At 38.7% G+C, this 22,368-nt stretch carries 25 protein-coding genes; all 25 read right to left on the reverse strand.

Annotated elements, in window-relative coordinates:
• Window positions 1-39 precede the first annotated feature (39 nt).
• A complete protein-coding gene (locus AWW78_RS04320; protein WP_047134317.1) occupies window positions 40-327 on the reverse strand; it encodes a hypothetical protein in 288 nt (95 codons plus the stop codon).
• A 72-nt stretch (window positions 328-399) separates the two neighbouring features.
• Window positions 400-1,587, reverse strand: coding sequence for a molybdopterin-synthase adenylyltransferase MoeB (moeB, locus tag AWW78_RS04325; protein WP_047134318.1), 1,188 nt, complete (start codon window positions 1,585-1,587; stop codon window positions 400-402).
• Between the two features lie 22 nt (window positions 1,588-1,609).
• On the reverse strand, window positions 1,610-1,888 hold the full coding sequence (locus AWW78_RS04330) for a ubiquitin-like small modifier protein 1 (protein ID WP_047134319.1): 279 nt from the start codon (window positions 1,886-1,888) through the stop codon (window positions 1,610-1,612).
• 8 nt (window positions 1,889-1,896) lie between these two features.
• Window positions 1,897-2,331 (reverse strand): M67 family metallopeptidase, encoded by a 435-nt coding sequence (locus AWW78_RS04335; protein WP_176693891.1) that lies wholly within the window; start codon window positions 2,329-2,331, stop codon window positions 1,897-1,899.
• Between the two features lies 1 nt (window position 2,332).
• The gene (locus AWW78_RS04340; protein ID WP_047134320.1) at window positions 2,333-3,271 is read right to left on the reverse strand and encodes a PLP-dependent cysteine synthase family protein; all 939 of its coding nucleotides are present in this window, start codon (window positions 3,269-3,271) and stop codon (window positions 2,333-2,335) included.
• A gap of 111 nt (window positions 3,272-3,382) precedes the next feature.
• Entirely contained in the window at window positions 3,383-4,900 is a 1,518-nt protein-coding gene (locus AWW78_RS04345) for a leucyl aminopeptidase (protein ID WP_047134321.1), read from the reverse strand.
• Window positions 4,897-5,925, reverse strand: a complete 1,029-nt coding sequence (locus AWW78_RS04350; RefSeq protein WP_047134322.1) for a DHH family phosphoesterase — start codon at window positions 5,923-5,925, stop codon at window positions 4,897-4,899. The genes AWW78_RS04345 and AWW78_RS04350 overlap by 4 nt, the downstream gene beginning before the upstream one ends.
• 144 nt (window positions 5,926-6,069) lie before the next feature.
• Entirely contained in the window at window positions 6,070-6,993 is a 924-nt protein-coding gene (locus tag AWW78_RS04355; RefSeq protein ID WP_047134323.1) for a catechol 2,3-dioxygenase, read from the reverse strand.
• A gap of 22 nt (window positions 6,994-7,015) precedes the next feature.
• A complete protein-coding gene (locus AWW78_RS04360; RefSeq protein ID WP_047134324.1) occupies window positions 7,016-7,369 on the reverse strand; it encodes a 2Fe-2S iron-sulfur cluster-binding protein in 354 nt (117 codons plus the stop codon).
• 9 nt (window positions 7,370-7,378) lie between these two features.
• Window positions 7,379-7,804 (reverse strand): GlcG/HbpS family heme-binding protein, encoded by a 426-nt coding sequence (locus AWW78_RS04365; protein ID WP_047134325.1) that lies wholly within the window; start codon window positions 7,802-7,804, stop codon window positions 7,379-7,381.
• A gap of 38 nt (window positions 7,805-7,842) precedes the next feature.
• A complete protein-coding gene (locus tag AWW78_RS04370; protein WP_234697323.1) occupies window positions 7,843-8,712 on the reverse strand; it encodes an alpha/beta fold hydrolase in 870 nt (289 codons plus the stop codon).
• A complete protein-coding gene (locus tag AWW78_RS04375; protein WP_047134326.1) occupies window positions 8,690-9,757 on the reverse strand; it encodes an NADH:ubiquinone reductase (Na(+)-transporting) subunit F in 1,068 nt (355 codons plus the stop codon). Before AWW78_RS04375 ends, AWW78_RS04370 begins: the two co-directional genes overlap by 23 nt.
• A gap of 22 nt (window positions 9,758-9,779) precedes the next feature.
• Complete coding sequence (locus AWW78_RS04380; protein ID WP_047134327.1) at window positions 9,780-10,103, reverse strand: phenol hydroxylase subunit P4; 324 nt, start codon at window positions 10,101-10,103, stop codon at window positions 9,780-9,782.
• A 78-nt stretch (window positions 10,104-10,181) separates the two neighbouring features.
• Window positions 10,182-11,720 carry a YHS domain-containing protein gene (locus tag AWW78_RS04385; RefSeq protein ID WP_047134328.1) on the reverse strand — a complete coding sequence of 513 codons (1,539 nt, stop codon included), beginning with the start codon at window positions 11,718-11,720 and terminating at the stop codon, window positions 10,182-10,184.
• A gap of 37 nt (window positions 11,721-11,757) precedes the next feature.
• Window positions 11,758-12,060, reverse strand: coding sequence for an MmoB/DmpM family protein (locus AWW78_RS04390; RefSeq protein ID WP_047134329.1), 303 nt, complete (start codon window positions 12,058-12,060; stop codon window positions 11,758-11,760).
• A 15-nt stretch (window positions 12,061-12,075) separates the two neighbouring features.
• Complete coding sequence (locus AWW78_RS04395) at window positions 12,076-13,104, reverse strand: ferritin family protein (protein WP_075426095.1); 1,029 nt, start codon at window positions 13,102-13,104, stop codon at window positions 12,076-12,078.
• 16 nt (window positions 13,105-13,120) lie between these two features.
• Complete coding sequence (locus AWW78_RS04400) at window positions 13,121-13,348, reverse strand: 2-hydroxymuconate tautomerase (RefSeq protein WP_047134330.1); 228 nt, start codon at window positions 13,346-13,348, stop codon at window positions 13,121-13,123.
• An 11-nt stretch (window positions 13,349-13,359) separates the two neighbouring features.
• Window positions 13,360-14,166 carry a 2-keto-4-pentenoate hydratase gene (locus AWW78_RS04405; protein WP_047134341.1) on the reverse strand — a complete coding sequence of 269 codons (807 nt, stop codon included), beginning with the start codon at window positions 14,164-14,166 and terminating at the stop codon, window positions 13,360-13,362.
• Window positions 14,167-14,179: 13 nt separating this feature from the next.
• On the reverse strand, window positions 14,180-15,217 hold the full coding sequence (gene dmpG / locus AWW78_RS04410) for a 4-hydroxy-2-oxovalerate aldolase (protein WP_047134331.1): 1,038 nt from the start codon (window positions 15,215-15,217) through the stop codon (window positions 14,180-14,182).
• 18 nt (window positions 15,218-15,235) lie between these two features.
• Window positions 15,236-16,201: an acetaldehyde dehydrogenase (acetylating) gene (locus AWW78_RS04415; RefSeq protein WP_047134332.1), complete on the reverse strand. Its 966-nt coding sequence runs from the start codon at window positions 16,199-16,201 to the stop codon at window positions 15,236-15,238.
• A 7-nt stretch (window positions 16,202-16,208) separates the two neighbouring features.
• Window positions 16,209-16,469: a hypothetical protein gene (locus AWW78_RS04420; RefSeq protein WP_047134333.1), complete on the reverse strand. Its 261-nt coding sequence runs from the start codon at window positions 16,467-16,469 to the stop codon at window positions 16,209-16,211.
• A 10-nt stretch (window positions 16,470-16,479) separates the two neighbouring features.
• Window positions 16,480-17,259 (reverse strand): 2-keto-4-pentenoate hydratase, encoded by a 780-nt coding sequence (locus AWW78_RS04425; RefSeq protein WP_047134334.1) that lies wholly within the window; start codon window positions 17,257-17,259, stop codon window positions 16,480-16,482.
• A 54-nt stretch (window positions 17,260-17,313) separates the two neighbouring features.
• Window positions 17,314-18,816 carry a 5-carboxymethyl-2-hydroxymuconate semialdehyde dehydrogenase gene (hpaE, locus tag AWW78_RS04430; RefSeq protein WP_047134335.1) on the reverse strand — a complete coding sequence of 501 codons (1,503 nt, stop codon included), beginning with the start codon at window positions 18,814-18,816 and terminating at the stop codon, window positions 17,314-17,316.
• Window positions 18,816-19,601, reverse strand: a complete 786-nt coding sequence (locus AWW78_RS04435) for an IclR family transcriptional regulator (protein WP_047134336.1) — start codon at window positions 19,599-19,601, stop codon at window positions 18,816-18,818. Before AWW78_RS04435 ends, hpaE begins: the two co-directional genes overlap by 1 nt.
• A 116-nt stretch (window positions 19,602-19,717) precedes the next feature.
• A complete protein-coding gene (mutS, locus tag AWW78_RS04440) occupies window positions 19,718-22,339 on the reverse strand; it encodes a DNA mismatch repair protein MutS (RefSeq protein WP_082349256.1) in 2,622 nt (873 codons plus the stop codon).
• Window positions 22,340-22,368: the final 29 nt, after the last annotated feature.

The raw sequence follows: 22,368 nt of genomic DNA on the forward strand, positions 1-22,368 counted from the left end.
CAAGATCTGGGGACAAAGGGAATTCAGCTAACATTGGGCTTATCGCAAGAAAGCCTTAAAAAATAGCCCCGGACCCGCATAAAAATTAAACACGCCGTCTTTATATCTATCAATCTCAGAGATGTTGAAATTATAATGCCCCTGTGCAAAGAAAGCATCATTGAATCGCCATGCAAATAAAAGATCTGCGGAATTTGTCTTTGATAAAAGATATTTCCCTGTTATCCCAGTTGGAACGCCAAGGTAAACACCAAGACCAAGTTTGTTTTGCGAGTTCGAGATAAAAGGAAATAAAAAGAACAAAATTAACAGCCCAATCCTTTTCATGTACTTTTTCCTTTTTTAAAAAGTTACCAAAAGTTGCAAAATTTTTCAAATTAAAACTGCCGGTGGGACAAATTAATACTTCGGCATATTGGGGTCAACTTTTTCAATCCAAGCGTCAATTCCGCCAGCAAGATTTTTGACCCTTGTAAAACCTAACTCCCTTAAAAATTGCACAGCCCTTGCACTTCGCCCTCCCATCTTGCAATAAAGCACAATCTCACTCGTCTGATCCAGTTCATTAACCATCTCCGGAAGTTTAGAAAGTGGAATTAATTTGCTTCCGTGAATTCTGTTAATTTCATACTCGTGTGGCTCGCGAACATCGATCAAAATTATGTTTTCGCCATTTTCAAGTTTTGCTTTCAATTCCTCAGCCGTTATCTCGAAGCCCGACTCATGGAGAATTTGTTCGGGTGTAATTCCGCAGAATGCTTCATAATCAATTAACTCCTTAATCGTTGGATTTTCACCGCAAACTGGGCAATTCGGATTTTTTCTCAACTTTAACTCTCTAAAACTCATTTTAAGAGCGTCAAACAAAAGTAATCTCCCAATCAATGGCCTTCCAACCCCGAGAATTAACTTTATCACCTCAAGCGCCTGGAGCGTTCCTATGATCCCTGGTAAAACTCCAAGAACTCCACCTTCAGCACAGCTTGGGACGAGCCCTGGTGGAGGTGGCTCCTGATAAAGGCAACGATAGCAAGGTCCTTTCTCGGCATAAAAAACAGATACTTGCCCTTCAAACCTGAATATGCTTCCATAAACATTCGGTTTCTTCAAAAGGACGCAAGCATCGTTAACAAGATAACGCGTTGGGAAATTGTCTGTCCCATCAACGACGATGTCATAATCCTTAATTATCTCAAGTGCGTTCTCGCTCGTGAGACGTGTCTCATAAGTTTCGATCTTAACATTTGGATTTAAAGCGGAAAGTTTTTCTCTTGCCGATTCAAGTTTAGATCTACCCACATCTTTTGTGGTGTGAATTATCTGCCTTTGAAGATTTGAAAAATCAACGACATCAAAATCAACTATCCCAATTCTACCGACCCCAGCTGCTGTAAGATAAAACGCAAGCGGAGAACCAAGCCCTCCCGCACCAACTATAAGAACACTTGCTGATTTCAGCTTCTTTTGTCCCTTAAGTCCAACTTCAGGTATAATCAAATGACGACCATACCTTAAAAATTCCTCACGTGTCAGTTCAACATTTTCAACATCAAGATTTAATCCGAAATTTAAAATTTCCTCCACCATGATTTGATAAAATTCTTTGTTTTCAATTTCCACCAGCAATCGCTGGAATTATACTTACAACATCACCTTCGCTTACTTTTGTATTTTCACCATCAAGATATCTTATATCCTCATCGTTAACATAAATGTTGATAAAACTTCTCAATCTGCCATCCTCGGAAAAAAGATGTCGCTTCAACTGCGGATATCTTTCTGTCATATCTTTAAGCAATTCTCTTATAGTTTGTCCTTCAACTTCAATTGTATCTCTATTTTCAGTATATGGTCTTAACGGCGTTGGGATCGTAATTTTAACAGGCATTTCCGTAATTAAATTTTATTTTTAATTTCGATTTTCTCAAAATCAAACCCGCTTCTATCTTCCTTCAAAAGCCAACTTTTAACTTCGCCTGTTTTTCCTTTTTCAACAGAGACAATTACATAGGATAAAAATGGAAAAGCATGTTCCCTATCGTAATCAGATGGCATCGCCGGATGGTCGGGATGAGAGTGATAAAATCCGATAATGTCATAACCTTTCGTCCTTGCATATTTTTCGGCATTGATATAATCCTGCGGCTTGATCAAATATCTTCTCTCTCTTTCGTTCTCTTTTGAATTTTCAACTTTTAAAATTTCAAAGACAAATTTCTGCAAGCCATCAAGCTTCCCGATCAAAATACCGCAACATTCCTCTGGATACGTTTTCTCTGCGTGCAACTTTATCTCCTCGAAAATTTCATTTGGTATTTCTATCACTCGCATTTTATAATTTTATTTTACTTGCGATATTTTCTAAATATGCATCTGCATCCCAAAACTTTTCACTTATATATTTTACCCCTGAATCTGGGAAAACCGTTACGATTAAGCCTTTCTCAATCCTCTGCGCCAATTTTAAACACGCTGCCATAGCTGCTCCTGATGAAACTCCCACGAGAAGACCTTCTTCCCTTGCAAGCAATTTGACCATCTCATATGCTTCCTCAGTCGAAATTTCAATGGTTTCATCTACAAGCTCTGGCTTAAAAATTCCCGGAACGATCGCTGTGGGCAGATGTTTTAAACCTTCAATCCCGTGAAGAGGGAGATCGGGCTGAACCGCTATGGTTTTTATCTCAGGATTAAACTCCTTCAGCCTCTTCGCCGTTCCAACGAATGTCCCAGTGGTTCCAAGCCCAGCGACAAAGTGGGTAATCTTACCTTTTGTTTGATTTATAATTTCAACCGCTGTTGTCTCATAATGTGCACGCCAATTTGCTTCGTTGTTATATTGATCTGGATAAAAATACTTATCTGGATCACTTTCAACGATCTGCTTCACAACTTTTTGTGCTCCATCTGTCCCCTCAAGAGGATCTGTGAGGATAAGCTCAGCTCCGTACGCTTTAAGGATTCTCTTCCTTTCAATGCTTGCATTACTTGGCAGGGCAAGTTTAACTTTATAACCAAGGATAGCTCCTATCATTGCATAAGCAATTCCGGTATTTCCACTCGTTGCGTCAATTATGATTTTATCCTTGGTTAAAAGCCCACGTTTTATCCCGTCCATTATCATGTAAAAAGCGGGCCGGTCTTTAACCGAACCCCCGGGGTTGAACCACTCCGCCTTTGCGTAAATTGAAACTTCCTTTAAATGTGAGGTTATTTTCTCTATCTTTATAAGCGGGGTGTTCCCTATTTTTGATAAAATTGAAACGCGCATCTATGTTAAGCAAATATATCTCTTTGTTATGTCTACAATTACAATCCGACTTCATTAGAAAAACATTTTTAATTTTGACCTTACTCTAAGGTAAATTCTATAAAAGAAAACCTATTTCTTCTTGGATTTGTTCCTGAAAAATTCAACGAGCAACCTCACTCCAACTCCAGAACCACCTTTCGGCTGATAATCATATTCTTTATCAAGCATCGCGGTTCCAGCGATATCAAGGTGAACCCATGGATAATTACCCACGAACTTTTGTAAGAACTTTGCAGCGGTTATCGCTCCAGCCCATCTTCCACCCGTATTTTTAACATCTGCAACATCACTTTTTATAAGTTGATCATATTCGTCCCAAGTCGGAAGTGGCCACACGCGTTCATAAGTTTTTTCTCCCGCCTTCTTAATTTCTTCCATTAGTTTTTCATCGTTTCCAAACATACCGGTTGCGAAATATCCAAGCGCTACAACACACGCACCTGTTAAGGTCGCAAGGTCAATTATCGCGGTTGGTTTATATCTTTGAGCATACCCAAGGGCATCCGCAAGTATAATCCTGCCCTCCGCATCTGTATTGTCAACTTCAATAGTTTTGCCGATGTATGTTTTTAAAATATCACCGGGTTTATATGCAGAACCGCTGGGCATATTTTCAGTCGCTGGGACAAGCCCGACAAGATTAACGGGCAATTTTAACCTTGCAACGGCTTCCATAGTTGCAATCACAGCAGCTGCCCCAGACATATCCATTTTCATCTCATCCATCCCTTGTGCTGGCTTAAGCGAAATACCACCGCTGTCAAATGTTATACCTTTTCCAACAATTACATATCTTTCGTTGCTTCTTGGATTTCCATTATACTCCATAATGATGAATTTGGGCGGTTTTGAACTTCCGGAGTTCACAGCCAACAATCCACCCATGCCAAGCTTTTCAATTTCAGGTTTATCAAGAACTTTAACTTTATAACCATATTTTTTACCAGAGTTAACTGCTGCCTTTGCAAGCGTCTCAGGATAAATTTCATTCGCAGGAGCATTTGCAAGGTCTCTGGCAAAATAAACAGCACTGCAAACTATATCAGCAACTCTAATCCCTTCCTTTATCTCGTTTGATTCCTTTTCAGAAAAGATGTTTACCTCTTTAACCTTCTTGTTCTTCTTTTCCTCATCGGTTAAATACTTGTCAAATTTGTATAGCGCAAGAACCGAAGCTTCAGCTATTGATTGTGCGAAATAGTCAAGCGTCTCATTAATTTTATCTTTAAATAGCGAATAATCAGGAAATTCAATTGCAATTGTCTCAGACTTCAGGCTTTGAGCTTTTTTAGAAGCAACTGCACAAGAGCGCCGTAATTTTTCGAGTGTTATTTTATCTCTTTCACCAAGACCTACAAGTATTATTCTCTTTGCTTTCATCGTTGAATTCGTTGGATAAAGCACGGCAAGTTCTTTTTCCTTCCCTTTAAAATCTCCCGCTGATATTAAAGCGTTAAGCTGACCGTTAAGAAATTTATCAAGTCTATTTGTCGTTTCCTTAAGTAAATTTTCGTCAGAGAAAGTAAATGAAATTATTGAATCTGCCTTAACAGTGGTTATCGTTCCTTTTGAATACTTCAACTTCATTTTGCAACCTCAATTTGTTTTTCAAAATATGCGTATTTTTCTGCTTTTTGAATGACTTGGTTTATAACTTCATCCAGGGTGATGTTATACAAGCGTGCCCCGGCTGCATTTTTATGCCCATTTCCGCCAAATTCTTTAGCAAGTTCATTTATCGGTATCTCACCTTTCGATCTGAAGCTTAATTTAATTCCATCTTTTAACTCAAGAATAAAAATAGCCACCCTCACACCGGCAATTTTCAAAATTGATTGCACAAAACCGTCGGTTTCCCACTCCTCAACTCCGTAATTTTTAAGCATATCTTGGGTGACGACTATATATCCAAGCCTTCCATCATATCTCGTTTCAAGCTCTGAAAGACACTTACCAAGAAGTTTAATTCTTCCCAAAGAACTTTGTTCATAGACCTTATCATAAATCTCAACCGGATCTGCTCCAGCGTCAAGGAGGTCCGCAACTATGCGATGTGTTTCAGAATCAGTCCTGGGAAATCTAAAGGAACCCGTATCAGTCATGATTGCAGTGTAAATTCCAGTTGCAATTTTTTTATCTATTTCAAAACCATCGAAAGACTTTATAAGCTTATAAACAATCTCGCCACTCGCAGGTGCATCAACATCGATCAAATAATAATCGGCAAAATCTTGGGCTTCAAGATGATGATCAATTATAATTTTTATCGCTTTGCTTTGAAGCACATATTTCTCCATCGTTTTCAACCTGCTGGACTGATTCATATCACATATGAAAATGACATCAGTATTCAAGATTTTTTCTATCTGATCAAAATTTTGTTCGTCAAAAATTAAGAACCTATTTTCTGGATCAAGGAATTTGTAATTACCCGGTGTTTCACTGACATTTATAACAACCGCCGATTTCCCAAGTTTTTCAAGAAAATATAAAAGAGCTATTTCACAGCCAAGTCCATCACCGTCCGGGCTAACATGCGTGGTGATGACAAAATTTTGCGAGCTTTCTATAATCCGTCTAACTTTATCTATAGGCAAATTTTTATTTTGCATCTGAAAAAGGGCACTAATTTTGTTTTTAAATTTGTTCAAAAAATTTATGCTAAAAAGGTGAAACAAACAAATTATGGGTGGGAAAAATGGAGGGACTTAAAAGCGGGAAAAAAAAAGCGGGGCTTTGAAGCCCCGCCTTAAAAATTATGTGTAAACCGTTAAGAATGTTTCAACAAGCTTACGTTCATAATAGAATATGCCTTTACCCATCGTCTCCTCAGTCCAAACAATTGGCTTTGCACCTGGATCGTAGAGATATGCAGTGTATCCGCCGAAAGTTTCAATTCTATTTCCAAATGGATCAAAGAAATAAATACCAGAACCGCGCGTTATTCCATGACGCCCTGGACCCCAATCAATTTTAACATCGTTCATAACCATTATATCTGCTGCACGGAAAATATCCTGTGCACTTGAAATATGAAATGCAAAATGATGCATACCGGCTTCTCGCCCAGGCACAATGGCAAGATCGTGTGGTTGCTGTCTTGCTTGATATAACCATGCAGCTATTGGTTGACCTTCATTATTCACAATATATTCCGTCGCTCTAAATTCAAGCACCTCTTCACAAAACTTTATCATCTTCGTCGGATCAGGCGCTGTAATCAATGTATGGTCAATCTTGGGTGGATTTATCGCATCTGATTTCAAGTCCCTTGGCCATGGATCTGGGCTTTCCTTAGGGAGATAATTCCCTGGGATTTCAATTTCATTGAAAATTTCAAAAGTATGGCCTGAGGGCGTTTTAAATCTCAAAGCTTTACCACGTTTATAATCCTCTGGTATAACCTCGTAAGGAACCTCGTATTGCTTTAACTTTCTCTCAAAATAATCAACATCTTCAGGATCAACCGTCCTGAAAGCTGCTCTTACCATCCCAGCCGTATCCGACTCAGTCAATATAACGCTATAAGCAAGCTGATCATCCCATGTTTTCAAGTATGCCTTATTTCCTAATCTCTCAACTAAACGAAGCCCAAGAACATTTGTGTAAAAATCAAGCGCATCGTCGAGGTCAAGTACCTTGACCTCAACATAACCCAAACGAGAAATTCTGAATGGCATGGCGCACCTCCGTTTTTAATTTTTAAAGATTTGCCCTTGTTTTAAAAAGAAATGAATAAAAGTCATCATATCGGATAACTTTTACCATCGACCCATCAATTAAGCTTATTTCCAAGTCCTCAAGTGGAACAGCTCTACAAGAGAGACAAAATCCACTCTCTTTTTCTTGATCTGTAAGCATAACCTTTGAAACCCTACCGAAATCAACCTTCCCTTTAACTTTGATTTTACAAACTCCACAGCCACCTTTTGTGCAACCGTGCGGTAATTCAATCCCAGCCTTTAACGCAGCGTCAAGGATTGTTTCACCAGCTTTACATATAAAGCTTATTCCATTAGGTATAAGATGTATCTTAAAAGTAACTTCGTTGTTCATACCTTTACTTCATTTAACTTTTTGAACAATTGAAGCACCAGCCCTTGCGATTTCCTCATCTTGTTGAGCAGTGGCACCACTTACGCCTATTCCACCAATTATTTGCCCATTTAACTTTATTGGCAATCCACCACCGAAAATTATCAACCTTGGCGTGTGCACTATTCCATATAAAAGCGCTGGTTCATCTTTTATCAATTTATACCATTCACTCGTTGGGATGCCAAAGGCAACCGCAGTATATGCTTTGTCTTGCGATATGCCAATGCTCAAAATCGGCGCACCTGTCATCCTCCTGAACTCAACTAAGTTTCCACCATCATCAACCACAGCAATACATACACTAACTCCATATTTTTTAGCTTCCTCTTCCGCTTTATTTACTATTTCTCTCGCAAGTTCAGATGTTAAAACATATTTGCTTTGAGTCAACATCAGGAACCTAATTTAATTAGTTTTATAAACAAGAAAGACTAACGACTTAAAAAACTCTTCACAAGCTCGTTAAATTCATCTCTCTTTTCAATTTGCGTCCAATGCCCGCAATCACCAAAAATATGAAGTTCAGCGTTTGGCAATTTCTCAAAAATTCTCACACTAATTTGGTAGGGTATAACTTTATCAAGCTTTCCATGAATTACAAGGGTTGGCACTTTTATCTCACCTAACCTATCTTCAACATCCATTTCATCGATGTGCTTTTGATAAGGTGGATAAAACATTTTTTCATATGTCTCTTGAAATCCCGGTTGAATTGATGCTTCATATCTCATACGAATCAAATCTTCGCCGACAAGTGATGGATTACTTGAAAGAGCCTCAATAACTTTTCTCATATTCTCGATGCTTGGCTTATACCCCCAGACGGTTACAAGCCCATTCGTTATAGGGAACTTAACACCAACGCTTCCCATTATCACAAGCTTTCTGATTCTCTCCGGAATTTCAAGTGCAACCGCAAGGGCAATGGCTCCCCCCATCGAATTACCAACAATGTTAACTTCTTTAAGATCAAAATGCTTGATGAAGTCAATGACATGCTTGACCCTATTTCTATGAGTATATTCAAAATCTTTCGGCCTTTCGGTATACCCAAATCCAACTATATCCGGAGCAAAAACCTCAAAACCGTTTTCAGCAAAATATGGCAATGTCAATCTCCAATTCGCCCACGCAGAAACTCCGGGACCTGAGCCATGAAGAAATACAATTGGCTTCCCAGAGCCAGCCCTATGAAAATGTGTTTTTATCCCTCCTATCACCTCATAATCGCCAACCTCAAGCTTTTTCAAATCGATCATCTTGCTTTCATCTTTGATTTCAAATTCTTGATATAATGCCAACTTTTGAACCTCCTTCAATTCTATCTTTTTCAGTGAAAAACTTCTCAGTGTAAATATCTTCAGCAAACAATCTTCCACGCATTAATACTTTTATACAAGCGTCAACCATGGGTGGTGGTCCTGAAATGTAAGCTTTGAAACCAGAAAATTTCTGAAATTTTCTTTCAAGGACTTCATGAACAAAACCAAGTTCGCCATCCCACTCATCTTCGGGCAATTTCTCTGACAAAGCAGGGATATAATGAAAGTTTGGATTTTCTCTTTCGATCTCCTCAAAAACATCTTTATCATACAAATCCCGCGTCGATCTCACACCATGAAAAAGATACATTTCTTGTTTCAAACCATTTGAGATAGCATCGAGTATCATAGCTTTAATTGGGGCAAGTCCAGTTCCACCAGCCAAAAAAAGAATTGGATTATCGAAATTTTTCCTAAAAATAAACCTGCCAAACGGGCCCGCAAATCTAACCTTGTCTCCCTCCTTTAATTCCTCAAAAACATATCCTGACCCAAGACCACCAGGTACCCTCTTTATGTGAAGCTCAATCGTGGAATTCCCATCCTTCAACGGTCTTGATGCAATTGAATAAGCGCGATTTTGCTCCGTTCCTGGAATGTAAAGTTGAATGTATTGACCCGCAAGATAAAAGATTTTATCATTCTCGATTTCAATTTGAATTTTGCGCGTATCCCGTGCGCAATCTAAAATTTCAACAACCTTACCAGTGAAGTCCTTCACTGGATAGAATTCAATTCCTTCTTCAACTTCAACATCAGCTTCAATCACAAGATTTGTTCTCGGTTTTGCGGTGCACAGCAGAACATAACCTTCCTCTCTTTCAAAATCCATCAGCGCGAAATTCGAAGCAAGACCAAAATCAACTTCACCTTCAATGATCCTTGATTTACAAGTTGCACAGGTCCCGTGAGTGCAAGCATGCGGGACCCAAACTCCATTTCTTAAACATGCATCAAGTATTGTTTGATTTCCATCGCAACTTACTTCAACTCCAATCGGCTCTATTCTAACTTTATATTTCATAAAGTTTCAAGATTTTTTGTTTCTATGCAGGTTTAAACTTAACAATTGACTTATGTCGCAAGCCAAGCTCAGCCAATGTCTTTTCATCGCTTGGATTAAATTCCTGATCAAAATGATACCATTTCCAAGATTTCACCTTCTTAAAATCAGGATCAAGTCCGTAGAGTTGACCAAAGATTTGCGCTACGAAGTCTTTCCATTTCATATTTTTGGGAACTCTCCAAGCTGAAGCAGAGCAAAAGAAAGGATTATCAATCCAGTAGGCATACACCAAGATATCATCTCCAAAAACTTCCGCTCTATCGCGAGGGGGGAACTTGTAATTGTAAAGGGCTTTAACGGGCATTTTAAACCTCCTTATTTATTTTTCTTTTTAAAAGGGCGGGTTAGAATTACCCGCCCCAATTGTTTGAAAAGTTATAAACTAAACAACAACAGTTGCCATGTCTTTATGCCACTCTTTCCAATTCTTGTAATCTTCGGAGACAAAGTAATCGAAATTGTCTGTCTGGATATTATACCACTTCAAAACTTGCGGTACAACATCATCTGGTCCTTTCGGTGGCTCAGCAAAGCAATTACCCTTATAAATCTCATGAACAGGTAGCCATGCTTGAACATATTTCTCTGGTTCTTGTTCAAATATCCACTTGCAACCATCGGAACAGAAATGATAAATTTCTCCTTCATACTCAACATATCTCTGAACAAAATTATTTGGATCATCGGGATCTGTAAAGCCCATCGGTATCTGGCAAACTTGACACAGTTGTGGCAAACCGATATAATAGAATCTGTCCCCTGGAAGTGGTGTCTTCGCTTGTTTTGCCTTTTCATATCTCCAACGATAATACTGATTAAATGTCCTTGGATATTTCTCCGCAAGCCATTCCATTTCCTCTTCTTTCGGAATCCATGAATGGAAAGCAGCTGCAAATGTAAACGAGAACAAGATCCAGTAAACATCATGCGATAAGAATTCCTTCTCCTTGATTGATTGCTCCATATGCAACGGTGGTCTGATCCCATACCTTTCAAGATCCCTGAATAATCCTTCAAGAATCTGATCCTCGATGTAAAGTTCAAATGATTCCTTCCACGACATAACTCTCTTCGGAAGCATATAATCCATCATAGCCCCAACGAGAGATGTCAACCTATAACCACGCCACCACCATTTGTCAATCCATCTTTGAATTATTGGAACATTATCCTCATGTTGTTCAAGCAAGAACTTCACAACTTGAAGTCCAAGTGTCATATGTCTTGATTCATCAGATTGCGCGCTAAATCCAAATGTCATCGTCGGCGTATCGCCGTTATATGCTGCCCCCGACATAAACGGAACGAAAAGTAGATTAGTAAGGGCATACTCAAACGAAAACGAAATTGCGGTCACATACTCAAATGGACCAGCTGTGACTGCGTCATCAAAATAAGATTTCGGAACGCTTAAATACCAAACCCTATCATGCATAAGCGTCATCGAATGAAAACCATCGTAATATTTGTTAAAGTTGCTTCCTGCGTGAACTTCAATTTGCGTATGCCTTAACTCATCCATCGATTGGAAAAATGCTGCCGTCCTTGGTCCAGGTCCTGGCAAATGTCTTGCTACGAAAGCAAAACCGCGATGTGCCATATACTCAAGCGGTGTAACACCTTGAATAAAAAGCTTAATTGAATTCAAATATCTTGCATCAGAAAGGGTCAAATGACCTTGATTCTGAATGAAGCCATCAAGAATTGCATAAAAACGCCTGTCTTTCTCAGCCTGATATTTCCAATATGCTTCAACAGTCATTCTGAATGGATCCTCCCACTTATTCCAATCCTTAATTTTAATCCCTTCATATTCAGCATAAGGATAAATATCCTTTTTGCTCACATAAGTTGGCTCCCAGTCCAACCCACGCGTATAGATATGATACTTTTGAGCCAGTGTTAATTTCTTTTTAGCCATAGCCTTGCACCTCCGTTGGTTTTTGTTTTTAAACTTTTTACATATGCGTGTCCCACTGAATGACTATTTTTTCATCATCCCACTCAGCGAAATTTCCAGAATACGAAATTATAACAAGGTTAAACTCCTGCGTATCCCAAGGACGCCCCATAAAGCTTTCAACAGTCTCACGCTTGATAGTAAGCTTATTTGAATGCTTGACCTTGTAATAGCCTGGAAATTCATCAACTTTTGCATCAGGATTATCCTTTAAAATTGCCCGAAGAACATTATAACCTTCCTCTGTCTTCTGAAGGTCAACCGATACGAACCTTTCTCTCTTTGTTTCTACTGCTACCATTTTCGTACCTCCCTTTTAAATTTTAATGTTTAGGCCAAGTTTACCATAAACCTCACGCGCATGGTTTAACACATTCTCCTTTGCTTTTTTGAAATCACCTTTTTTCTTAGGCATCTTAAATACATCTGCAAATTCATCAATTGCTTTCGAAATTTGTCCAGCGTAATAATTTAGTTTTGACTCAATGAATTTCCTGTTGTTCTCCCCATAATTTGGGTCGGAAAGTAAAACCTCAAAAAGCTTTTCCGTCCACCGCATATTATCTTTGTACATATCATAGAAATACTTGCTAAAGAATGAAAAAGTTGTAACTCCATTTTCAACAGCGAGATTATCAAGTTCAATGTGAACGAGGGGATTAACAAACACATCAATTGCAAGATTTTGTCCTATCAAAACCTCACCCCAATCTTGAATGGTTAACAATTTTTCAACATACTCACGCAAAGGTTGAAAGATTTTGTCCTCAAGCCATGTCTTTTTAGCGTTTTCAAAAATATCTCCATCAGGCTCAGGAAGCTCAAATGCAATCCTCGTTATAAGTTGAGCATTGCCATACTTATCACATGCGTTAAATTCCGCACATTGAGTTATAGAAGTTCCATAGCCAAATCTCGCAACCCCAACCAATAAAATCCATCCTGCATATTCAAGATGTCTCAAGGGTATGAAATATCTGTTAAAAACCTTAAGCCAATCCTCATTCACCTTCTCAAAAAGCCCGCGCTCCTCGCAAAACTCAAAATACTTATCAACCGCCTCATAATTTTTTGCTCTTGTTGCATTGTAAGTATAATAGTAATACTGCCTTGGGTCAAGAAAAGAATAATAATCTGTCAACTTTAACTCAGAATAATTCACATCAAAAATCTCTACCCCCTCTCTCCATGTTGGGCGATAATGAAAGTTCTCTCTCTGCTGAATATCAACCGTTGCTTCTTCATACCTCGAAGCCGGTCTGTTTCCATAACGCTTTAGGAGATAATCAAAAGCTAACCGCTTTGGTTCGATTACCTTTTGTTTGATCTCATATTGTACAGACATGATAGCACCTCCGTTTTTATTTATTTTTGCTTTTAACTTTACTTAACCCGTTCTTAGCTCTATATTCCTCGATTGGCAACCCAGCAACAGCAAAATTTTCCTTATCAACTTCATTTATTATCACCCTGACGCTCTCCGGCTTAACATTTAATGAATCAACAACTGCATCTGTAACCTTTTTGATTAACTTTCTTTTCATCTCCGAGCTTCTTCCAGAAAGCATGTGAATTATCACTACTGGCATATAAAACCTTTTTATTTTTTCACTATATAAGTTGAAACTTCCCCAACTCCACATATTGACACACGGATAAAATCACCTTCTTTAACTTCAATAGCCTCAGTTATACTCCCGGTAAGAATTATACTTCCAGCCTTTACCTTTTCTCCTCGCTTTGAAAGGAATTTTACAAGTTGAGAAACTGCTATAGCGGGATTTCCAAGCACAGCCCCCAAAGCCCCGGTTTTTTCAACAACACCGTTCCTCTCAAAAATTACACCCGATAATCTCAAATCAACCTCGCTCGGTTTTTTAACGTCAGAGCCAATTACAAATCGCGAAGCTGAAAAATTATCAGAGATGACATCAACCAATTCAAACTTAAAATCCTTATATCTTGAATCAACAAATTCAATCGCTGGAGCAACAAACTTCGTCGCCTCAATAACCTCATAAGGTGAAACATCGCCTGACAAATCTTCACCAATTATAAAGGCAATTTCAGCCTCCGCCTTCGGATGAATCACATCATTTAAATTAAGTTCACCCCCATCATCTATTTTCATATAGTCAAAAAGATAACCAAATCCAACAGTTGAAATCCCCATTGATCTTTGCTTGGTCCTAGTTGTGAAAGCAAGCTTATACCCAATGATTTTGTCCCCCCGAGATAATTTAAGTTTGACAAGTTCCCTCTGGATAAGGTACGCCTCATCAATACCTATTTCAGGGTGTATCTTAACGATTTGTTCTGCTTCTTTCCTCTCAATTTCACATTGGTGCAGATAATTTGCTATTTGCCTTAATTTGCCATTTTTATTTTTTTCTCTTCTCTTGGGCATCTTTTCAAATCCTTTATTTAACCTCAAGTTCATTTTTCAAGCCATTTGCAAGTTCAACAGCAACGTCAATTATCATATCCTCTTGTCCTCCAACCATCCTCCGTCTGCCAAGTTCAAACAAAATATCCCTTGTGTCAACGCCAAATCTTTGTGAAGCTCTTTTCGCATGGAGTAAAAATGACGAGTAAACCCCAGCATAACCAAGCGATAAACTATCTCTGTCAATCACAACTTCAACTCCTTTCCTTTTCATCATAGGTCTGACAATATCTTCAGCTGCGTCCATAAGTTTATATAGGTCGCAACTCGTTTTAATTCCGGCTTTGTTGAAAACAGCAATTAAAACTTCAAGTGGTGCATTCCCAGCGCCTGCACCGAGCCCGCAAAGTGACGCATCAATTCTATCAGCCCCACTTTGAACAGCCGCAAGTGAATTCGCAACACCAAGCGAAAGGTTATTATGCGCATGAAAACCAACTTGACAATTTAAATTATCCTTAAAAGCCTTGATTCTATCAGCTACATCTTGGGGTAACATCGCTCCAGCGGAATCAACAACATAGACACAATCAGCCCCCGCGCTCTCCATAATTTTTGCCTGTTTCACAAGCTCATCAGGTGAGATCATATGAGCCATCATTAAAAATCCAACAACATCAAGTCCTTTACCTTTTGAATATTCAATATGCTGAATTGCTATATCAGCCTCGGTGCAATGTGTCGCTATCCTCACAACCTTGACGCCAAGGTCAATCACAACTTCAAGATCTTCAATTGTTCCAATTCCCGGCAGAAGCAAAACATCAAGTTTTGCATTTTTTAACACACCTGCAACAGCGGATATATACTCAGTCTCGGGATACTTCGAAAAACCGTAGTTTATCGCATTCCCCGCAAGCCCATCACCGTGAGAAACTTCGATTATATCAACCCCAGCCTCATCAAGTGCTTTCGCTATCTCCACCATATCTTCAATTTCATATTGATGGGACATCGCATGCATCCCATCGCGAAGGGTTACATCATTTATGATAATTTTTTTACCTTCCATTTTTAATCTCCAATTGTTTTATTGGACAACTGATTTTTCCCTTAAAATTTTCTCCGCAAAAAGTTCTCCAACTCTAAGAGCTGCCGATGTCATTATATCAAGGTTCCCTGCATACTTGGGCAAGTAATGCCCAGCCCCTTCAATTTCAAGCAGAATTGTAACTTTATATCCACGTTTGAATTCACCATACCCAGGTATTCTTATCGGATATTTATCAAGCGGGTCAAATATTGGCTCCGATTTTAAATTATACCCTGGCACATATTTTTTCACCTCATCAACCATTTGATAAATTGATTCACGAATATCTTCGCTATCGCATTCATCCGTTATCGTGTAAACCGTATTTCTCATAATTATTGGCGGTTCAGCTGGGTTCAGAATTATTATCGCTTTCCCTTTCCTTGCTCCACCTATAACCTCAAGACCTTTCGCTGTCGTTTGAGTGAATTCATCTATATTCTGCCTTGTCCCAGGTCCCGCACTTTTGCTTGCAACTGAAGAAACTATTTCGGCATAATGAACCTTAACAACTCGTGAAACCGCATAAACCATCGGAATTGTTGCCTGCCCACCACATGTTATTAGATTAACATTTAACTTGTCAAGGTGTTCACCTAAGTTTACAGGTGGAACCACATAAGGACCCAAGGCAGCCGGAGTTAAATCAATTGCAATCTTACCAAGCTCTTTATAAATCGGCGCATTTTGAATATGGGCTTTAGCACTTGTGGCTTCAAAAATTATATCAACCGCATCAACTAAATCTTTCCTCTTTAAAAAACCATCTATCCCCTCATAAGTTGTCTCTATTCCAAGTCGCTTTGCGCGCGCAAGCCCATCAGAATTTGGATCTATACCAACCATCATAACTGGTTCAAGATTCTTCGAATATCGCAAAATTTTTATCAAAAGGTCAGTCCCTATGTTCCCACTGCCAACAATTATACACTTAACTTTGCCATTTTTATATTCAGCCGACATTTTTGAATTAAAATTTTATTGGGAAATATTCGTCTATGTCGATTTCTTCAGGTGATTTTATCTTCAATCTCACAAGATGTTTCAAGTATTCGTTAATTTTATTTTTATCTTCTTCGCTATCTGCGACAAGAACAATTTTATTTTTCACCCTGAAATCCTCGAATATCTCGTATGGCATCACAAGGTTTCCTGACTCAAGCCAGTCGGAATAATGTGAAAGACGAAATTCAACAAACCTGTCAAGAAATCTTGTAAACTTTACATACATTGTTTAACTCCTATTCAAATTTCACACTTACACTTCCAAGTTTTTGAATAGATACTTTGAAAAAGTCACCTTTCTTTGGAACCACAAGTTGGGCAAGCGCCCCCGAAAGAACAACCTCACCAGCTCTTAAATATTCTCCAAACTCTGCAAGTTTATTTGCAAGCCATGCAACAGCTTTTACAGGATTTCCAAGTGAAGCTGCACCAGCACCCGAAACAACAACTTCACCATTTTGCTCAAGTATCATACCAAGACATCTAAAATCAAGATTATCCACAACTGTCTTCTTCCCACCCAAAACAAATAAACCCGAAGAAGCATTATCAGCGATCGTATCTTGAATCCTTATCTTCCAGTCCTTAATTCTACTGTCAACAATTTCAATCGACGGGACAACAAATGCAGTAGCTTTCAAAACATCCGCCACTGTGACGCCAGGACCCTTTAAATCTTTTTCCATAACAAATGCGATCTCCCCTTCAACCCTCGGCTGAATTAAACTGTCAAGTTTAACAACGCCCCCATCTTCAACATACATCGTGTCAAAAAGATAGCCGAAGTCGGGCTGATTTACATTCAACATTTTTTGAACCGCATAACTTGTAATGCCTATCTTCTTCCCCTTTATCTTCCACCCATTTTTCAACTTCCTATCAACATTTTTAATCTGTATCTTATACGCATCTTCAATCGTAATATTCCCATTCCTTGATGTTAAGGGTTCAATTGGCTTTAAATTCACTTCTGCCCAGTATAATTCCTCGGCAAATTTTTCAATATAATCGGGCATATTTTGATAAAGTTTATTTGCGTCTATCACGGAAACAAAGCTAAAAGAACAAATTCACAACTTTATGCATACATTTTTCAACTCTGTGTAGAACTCAAAACTATAAATTCCGCCCTCTCTTCCAATTCCACTCATCTTCATTCCACCGAAAGGCGTTCTCAAATCCCTCAAAAACCATGTGTTAATCCATATAACCCCAGCTTCAATTTGTGCAGCTACCCTATGTGCTCGGGCTAAATCCCTTGTCCATATAGTTGCGCTTAACCCATAATGAGTATTGTTTGCTCTTTCAATTACTTCTTCCTCGGCATCAAATGGCGAAACGGTTACCACTGGTCCAAAAATTTCTTCTTTCACCACTCTACAATTATCATTTAACCCCACTATCACGGTAGGCTCAAGCCAATTGCCAGATTTAAATTTTTCAGGAAGGTGCTCAGGTGTTTTGCCCCCTGTTAAAATTTTTCCTCCATCAGCGACCGCAATTTCAAGGTAGGTGCGAACTTTATGTAAATGTTCCTCACTTATCAAAGCCCCCATATCGGTTTCGGGATCTAATGGATCACCAACTTTAACTCTTTTAGCTCTTTCCACAAGTTTCTCCACGAATTCATCGTAAATTTTTCTCTCAACATAAATCCTTGAACCACAAAGACAAACCTCACCCTGATTTGAAAAACTTGATTGAATTGTCACATCAAGCGCCTGCTCAATGTCTGCGTCAGCAAAGATTATATTTGGATTTTTCCCGCCAAGTTCAAAAGATAACTTTTTCAAGTGCTGGGATGCAGCTCTCATTATTGCCTGCCCTGTTGTTGTTTCCCCCGTGAGTGAAATTAACTTAACATCTGGATGAGAAACTATAAATTCGCCAGCAGAATTTGGACCAAACCCATGAACAACATTTAAAACACCATCTGGAAGCCCAGCTTCAGCTGCGATTTCAGCAAGCTTTGTCGCAGTTATCGGCGTAAGTTCAGAAGGTTTTATTATACAAGTATTACCGGCAGCAAGACAAGGAGCGACTTTCCAAGTCGTGAGCAAAAGCGGAAGATTCCAAGGCGTTATAAGACCAGCAACGCCAACTGGACGCCTCAAAACATAATTTATTGCACCCCGATCATCCGTTTCATAAAACTCTGTATGAACATATTTTGCAAATTCAGCAAAAAAGGAAAAGTTATAAGACGCCCGCGGCACCTCCATCCCCTTGGCAAGCTTTATAGGCTTACCAACATCTATCGACTCAAGATAAGAAAGCTCATCAAGTTTGTTCATAATAAGCTCAGAAATTCGCATCAAATACTTGCTTCTCTCTTTAACTGGCATCTTGCTCCATACTTTAAAAGCCTCAACGGCAGATTTAACTGCAAGCTCGACATCCTCCTTCCCACTTTCAGGAACAGTTGCTATAACTTCATTCGTCGCAGGATATTTGCTTTCAAATCTTTTACCACTTACAGAATCAACAAATTTACCCCCAATGAAATTTTTTAACTCTAGAATTTTGTTTATTACTCCACCTTTTTTATCCGTTAATTCATTTACTACACTCATTAGATAAGCCTCCAATTTACATTTTTTAACTCTTCTGAAATTAATCTCGCAGTTTTAATTACATGCTTTGAGTATTCTTCATAAGTTGTCTCATTGATTCTACTTGATGGACCTGAGATACTCACCGCCGCTATTACCTCCCCATCGCCGTTGAAAATTGGCGCAGCAATGCACCTTAATCCATCTTCAATTTCTTCATTATCAATCGCATATCCGCACTCTCTTATTTTCTTCAATTCTTCAAATAAATCTTTCTTATTCGTGATCGTATTTTTCGTAAATTTTTTCAATCCCTTTTCCTTTATAATCCTCTTAACATCTGATTCAGGTAAAAAGGCAAGCATTGCCTTACCAAGCCCCGTGCAATGTGCTGGTAGTCTTTTTCCAACTTCTGAGATAATTACAAAATTTCTATCGGCGATTATTTTATCAAGATACACAACCTCGCCATTTTTAAGCGTCGCAAAATGAACAGTTTCATTTAAATACCAATGCAAGTCCTCAAGATATTTTCTTGCTCTATCAACCATAATTTTTTTCAATGAGACGCTATTCCCAAGCTCATAAAGTTTAAGACCTAACCTGTATTTCCCCGTTTCATTATTTCTTTCAATGACCCCAACTTTCTCCATCGAACGAAGGAATCTATGGACAGTGCTCTTATGCATTTTCAAAATTTTACTTATCTCCCCAACGCCAAGCTCAAATCGCCCCCCGTTCTGCGAGAAGACAGACAAAATCGCGAATGCTTTCTCGATTGAACTATTTTTTTGTGCGATGCGCATGCTCCTTGAGCTATTTGTTCTGAAATAAGATAAAAAATCTCCTAATTTGTGTCAATAGTTAATAATTTTACTGTTTCACTATGTAAAACTCAGTTTTGATAATGGGAACAAAAAAATTAAAGCTCCCCGCTCCTTATTTTCCCCCTTAACTCTTGAAGTTTTAAAAGAGCTTGAAGTGGCGTCATATTGTCAATGTCAAGATTTAAAATCTCCTGCCTTAATCTATCATCGTTTAACTCAAATAAACTTATCTGAAACTTTTGCATCAACGCCTCTTTCGAAATCTTCTTCTTTACCTTGCCCTGTGGTGTTAGCTCCTTCTGCTCTAGATTTGCGAGAATTTCCTTCGCTCTATCAGTAACCTCCTTCGGCAATCCAGCCATTTTCGCAACTTCTATACCATAACTGTGGTCCGCATATCCAGGGACAATTTTATGCAAAAATATAACTTTATCCCCAACCTCTCTGACATCCGCTTTAAAATTCTTTATCCTTGGGTATAGTTCAGCGAGCTCATTCAACTCATGATAATGTGTTGCAAAAATTGTCTTAGCTCTTACTCTTGGGTTCTCATGAAGATACTCAGTTATTGCCCATGCTATCGAAATCCCATCAAAAGTGCTTGTCCCACGGCCAACCTCATCCAAAAGTATCAAACTGCGAGGTGTGGCATTGTTTAAAATATTCGCCATCTCGTGCATTTCAACCAGAAATGTGCTCTCACCCCCAGCTATGTTATCCGAAGCCCCAACCCTTGTGAAAATTCTATCAACAATCCCGATCCTAGCATAACTTGCCGGAACAAAACTCCCAATTTGAGCTAACAAGACTATCAAACCAACCTGCCTCAAAAAAACGCTTTTACCAGACATATTCGGACCAGTAATTATTAAAATCTGATTCTCAGAATTATCAAGCCTAACATCATTTGGAACAAATTTTTCTCCAGGTGGCAAAATTTTCTCGACAACCGGATGTCTCCCCTCTTTTATTTCAATCACATCGCTATCGTCAACGATAGGACATGTGTAATTATTTTCAACCGCAACTTCAGAAAGCGAGACAAAACAATCGAGCATTGCTATCAACTGTGCATTTTTCTGAATTGATTCTGTATATTCGGAAATTTTCTCCCTCAATTGATTGAAAAGCTCAGCCTCAAGCGCAGCCATCTTCTCTTCGGCAGTAAATATTTTCTCCTCATACTCTTTCAATTCCGGCGTAATAAATCTTTCGGCATTTACAAGCGTTTGCTTTCGTATATAATCTGGTGGGACCTTATCAAGGTGTGCCTTTGTTATTTCAATGTAATAGCCAAAAACAGAATTATAATCGATCTTTAAACTTGGGATCCCGGTTCTCTCCCTTTCCTTTTGCTGCAAACTTGCTATAAACTCTTTGCTTGAACGACTTATATAACGCAATTCATCAAGTTCCGGATTATATCCATCCCTTATAACTCCTCCATCTGCGACAGTAGCCGGTGGATCATCAACTATCGCAGATTCTATTAATGCAATGATATTTTCAAGCGGATTCAAAAGTTTATATATCTTCTGAAGTGTTTCTGACTTGACCTCGGCAAGCAATGACCTTATCTTAGGAATTTTCTTAAGCGACTCTTTCAAACTTATCATATCTCTTGGATTTGCCCTGCCTGTCGTCCCTGGAAGATGAGCACGAATTGCTATCCTCGATATCAACCTCTCGATATCACCGATCTCAGCGAGAATCTCTTTGAGTTCTTTTCTTAACTTTGAGTTCTCATAAAGTTCCTTAACTGCTTCAAGTCTTTTTTGGATCGGCTCAAGTTTCTTTAAAGGTCTTAAAACCCATCGTTTCAAAAGACGTGCCCCCATCGGGGTTTGGGTTCTATCTATAACTGAAAAAAGTGTGCCATAGGTTGTCTCACCTAAATATGAAACCGCTATCTCAAGATTTCTCTTCGTGGCAGGATCAAGTATCATATAATCGCTCACATCGAATCGAGAAATTCTCTTAATATGAACCAGCCTCGTCCTTTGGGTATCTTGAAGATAATGCAAAACAGCCCCCGCAGAAATTATTCCAATCTCAAGATCATCTATACCAAAACCTTTCAATGATTGAGTTTGAAAATGCCCCGTTAAAATTTCAAAAGCGTAGTCATATTTAAAAACCCAATCTTCAAGCTTCGTGAAAGCTGGTTTGACTTGAATTTCTCCAAAAACTTGTTCGATGATATCTTTATGCGATTTACTGTATAAAATTTCACTTGGAGTTATAGTGTCAAGCAAATTAGATAATTCATCGATTTTAACCTCGGTTGTATAAAATTCACCTGTTGATACATCAGCGAAAGCAACTCCAACTTTATCACCTTTAAAAAATAAAGCGCAAACAAAATTATTTGCCCTATTGTCAAGAAGTTTATCGCTAACAGCAACGCCCGGAGTGACTATCTCAATAACATCTCGTTTGACTATCCCCTTTGCTAACTTTGGATCTTCAAGTTGTTCACAAATGGCAACCTTATATCCTGCCTTGACAAGTTTTGGAAGATATGTATCAAGTGCATGATGTGGAAACCCTGCAAGCGGCACATCAGCAGCTGCACCATTTGCTCTTTTGGTTAAAGCTATACCCAAAACTTTGGCTGTTATCTTTGCATCTTCCTCAAACGTTTCGTAAAAATCGCCCATTCTAAACAAAACTATAGCATCTGGATATTGTGCTTTTATCTTACGGTATTGCCTCATCAATGGCGTTGACATAATATCGAAAAAAT

The sequence above is a fragment of the Candidatus Kryptonium thompsonii genome (genome assembly GCF_001535985.1).
GTDB classification, from domain to species: domain Bacteria; phylum Bacteroidota; class Ignavibacteria; order Kryptoniales; family Kryptoniaceae; genus Kryptonium; species Kryptonium thompsonii.

Bases quoted from the DNA above. Each gene is read 5' to 3' on its own strand.
- AWW78_RS04405 (WP_047134341.1), bottom strand. From the start codon at position 14,166: ATGCCCAAGAGAAGAGAAAAAAATAAAAATGGCAAATTAAGGCAAATA.
- AWW78_RS04335 (WP_176693891.1), bottom strand. From the start codon at position 2,331: ATGCGAGTGATAGAAATACCAAATGAAATTTTCGAGGAGATAAAGTTG.
- AWW78_RS04375 (WP_047134326.1), bottom strand. From the start codon at position 9,757: ATGAAATATAAAGTTAGAATAGAGCCGATTGGAGTTGAAGTAAGTTGC.
- AWW78_RS04360 (WP_047134324.1), bottom strand. From the start codon at position 7,369: ATGAACAACGAAGTTACTTTTAAGATACATCTTATACCTAATGGAATA.
- AWW78_RS04345 (WP_047134321.1), bottom strand. From the start codon at position 4,900: ATGAAGTTGAAGTATTCAAAAGGAACGATAACCACTGTTAAGGCAGAT.
- dmpG (WP_047134331.1), bottom strand. From the start codon at position 15,217: ATGGAAGGTAAAAAAATTATCATAAATGATGTAACCCTTCGCGATGGG.
- AWW78_RS04385 (WP_047134328.1), bottom strand. From the start codon at position 11,720: ATGGCTAAAAAGAAATTAACACTGGCTCAAAAGTATCATATCTATACG.
- AWW78_RS04420 (WP_047134333.1), bottom strand. From the start codon at position 16,469: ATGTATGTAAAGTTTACAAGATTTCTTGACAGGTTTGTTGAATTTCGT.
- AWW78_RS04380 (WP_047134327.1), bottom strand. From the start codon at position 10,103: ATGCCCGTTAAAGCCCTTTACAATTACAAGTTCCCCCCTCGCGATAGA.
- AWW78_RS04350 (WP_047134322.1), bottom strand. From the start codon at position 5,925: ATGCAAAATAAAAATTTGCCTATAGATAAAGTTAGACGGATTATAGAA.
- AWW78_RS04330 (WP_047134319.1), bottom strand. From the start codon at position 1,888: ATGCCTGTTAAAATTACGATCCCAACGCCGTTAAGACCATATACTGAA.
- AWW78_RS04320 (WP_047134317.1), bottom strand. From the start codon at position 327: ATGAAAAGGATTGGGCTGTTAATTTTGTTCTTTTTATTTCCTTTTATC.
- AWW78_RS04435 (WP_047134336.1), bottom strand. From the start codon at position 19,601: ATGCGCATCGCACAAAAAAATAGTTCAATCGAGAAAGCATTCGCGATT.
- AWW78_RS04390 (WP_047134329.1), bottom strand. From the start codon at position 12,060: ATGGTAGCAGTAGAAACAAAGAGAGAAAGGTTCGTATCGGTTGACCTT.
- AWW78_RS04365 (WP_047134325.1), bottom strand. From the start codon at position 7,804: ATGTTGACTCAAAGCAAATATGTTTTAACATCTGAACTTGCGAGAGAA.
- AWW78_RS04425 (WP_047134334.1), bottom strand. From the start codon at position 17,259: ATGCCCGATTATATTGAAAAATTTGCCGAGGAATTATACTGGGCAGAA.
- AWW78_RS04395 (WP_075426095.1), bottom strand. From the start codon at position 13,104: ATGTCTGTACAATATGAGATCAAACAAAAGGTAATCGAACCAAAGCGG.
- AWW78_RS04400 (WP_047134330.1), bottom strand. From the start codon at position 13,348: ATGCCAGTAGTGATAATTCACATGCTTTCTGGAAGAAGCTCGGAGATG.
- moeB (WP_047134318.1), bottom strand. From the start codon at position 1,587: ATGGTGGAGGAAATTTTAAATTTCGGATTAAATCTTGATGTTGAAAAT.
- AWW78_RS04415 (WP_047134332.1), bottom strand. From the start codon at position 16,201: ATGTCGGCTGAATATAAAAATGGCAAAGTTAAGTGTATAATTGTTGGC.
- AWW78_RS04355 (WP_047134323.1), bottom strand. From the start codon at position 6,993: ATGCCATTCAGAATTTCTCGTTTGGGTTATGTTGAGGTCAAGGTACTT.
- AWW78_RS04340 (WP_047134320.1), bottom strand. From the start codon at position 3,271: ATGCGCGTTTCAATTTTATCAAAAATAGGGAACACCCCGCTTATAAAG.
- mutS (WP_082349256.1), bottom strand. From the start codon at position 22,339: ATGAGGCAATACCGTAAGATAAAAGCACAATATCCAGATGCTATAGTT.
- hpaE (WP_047134335.1), bottom strand. From the start codon at position 18,816: ATGAGTGTAGTAAATGAATTAACGGATAAAAAAGGTGGAGTAATAAAC.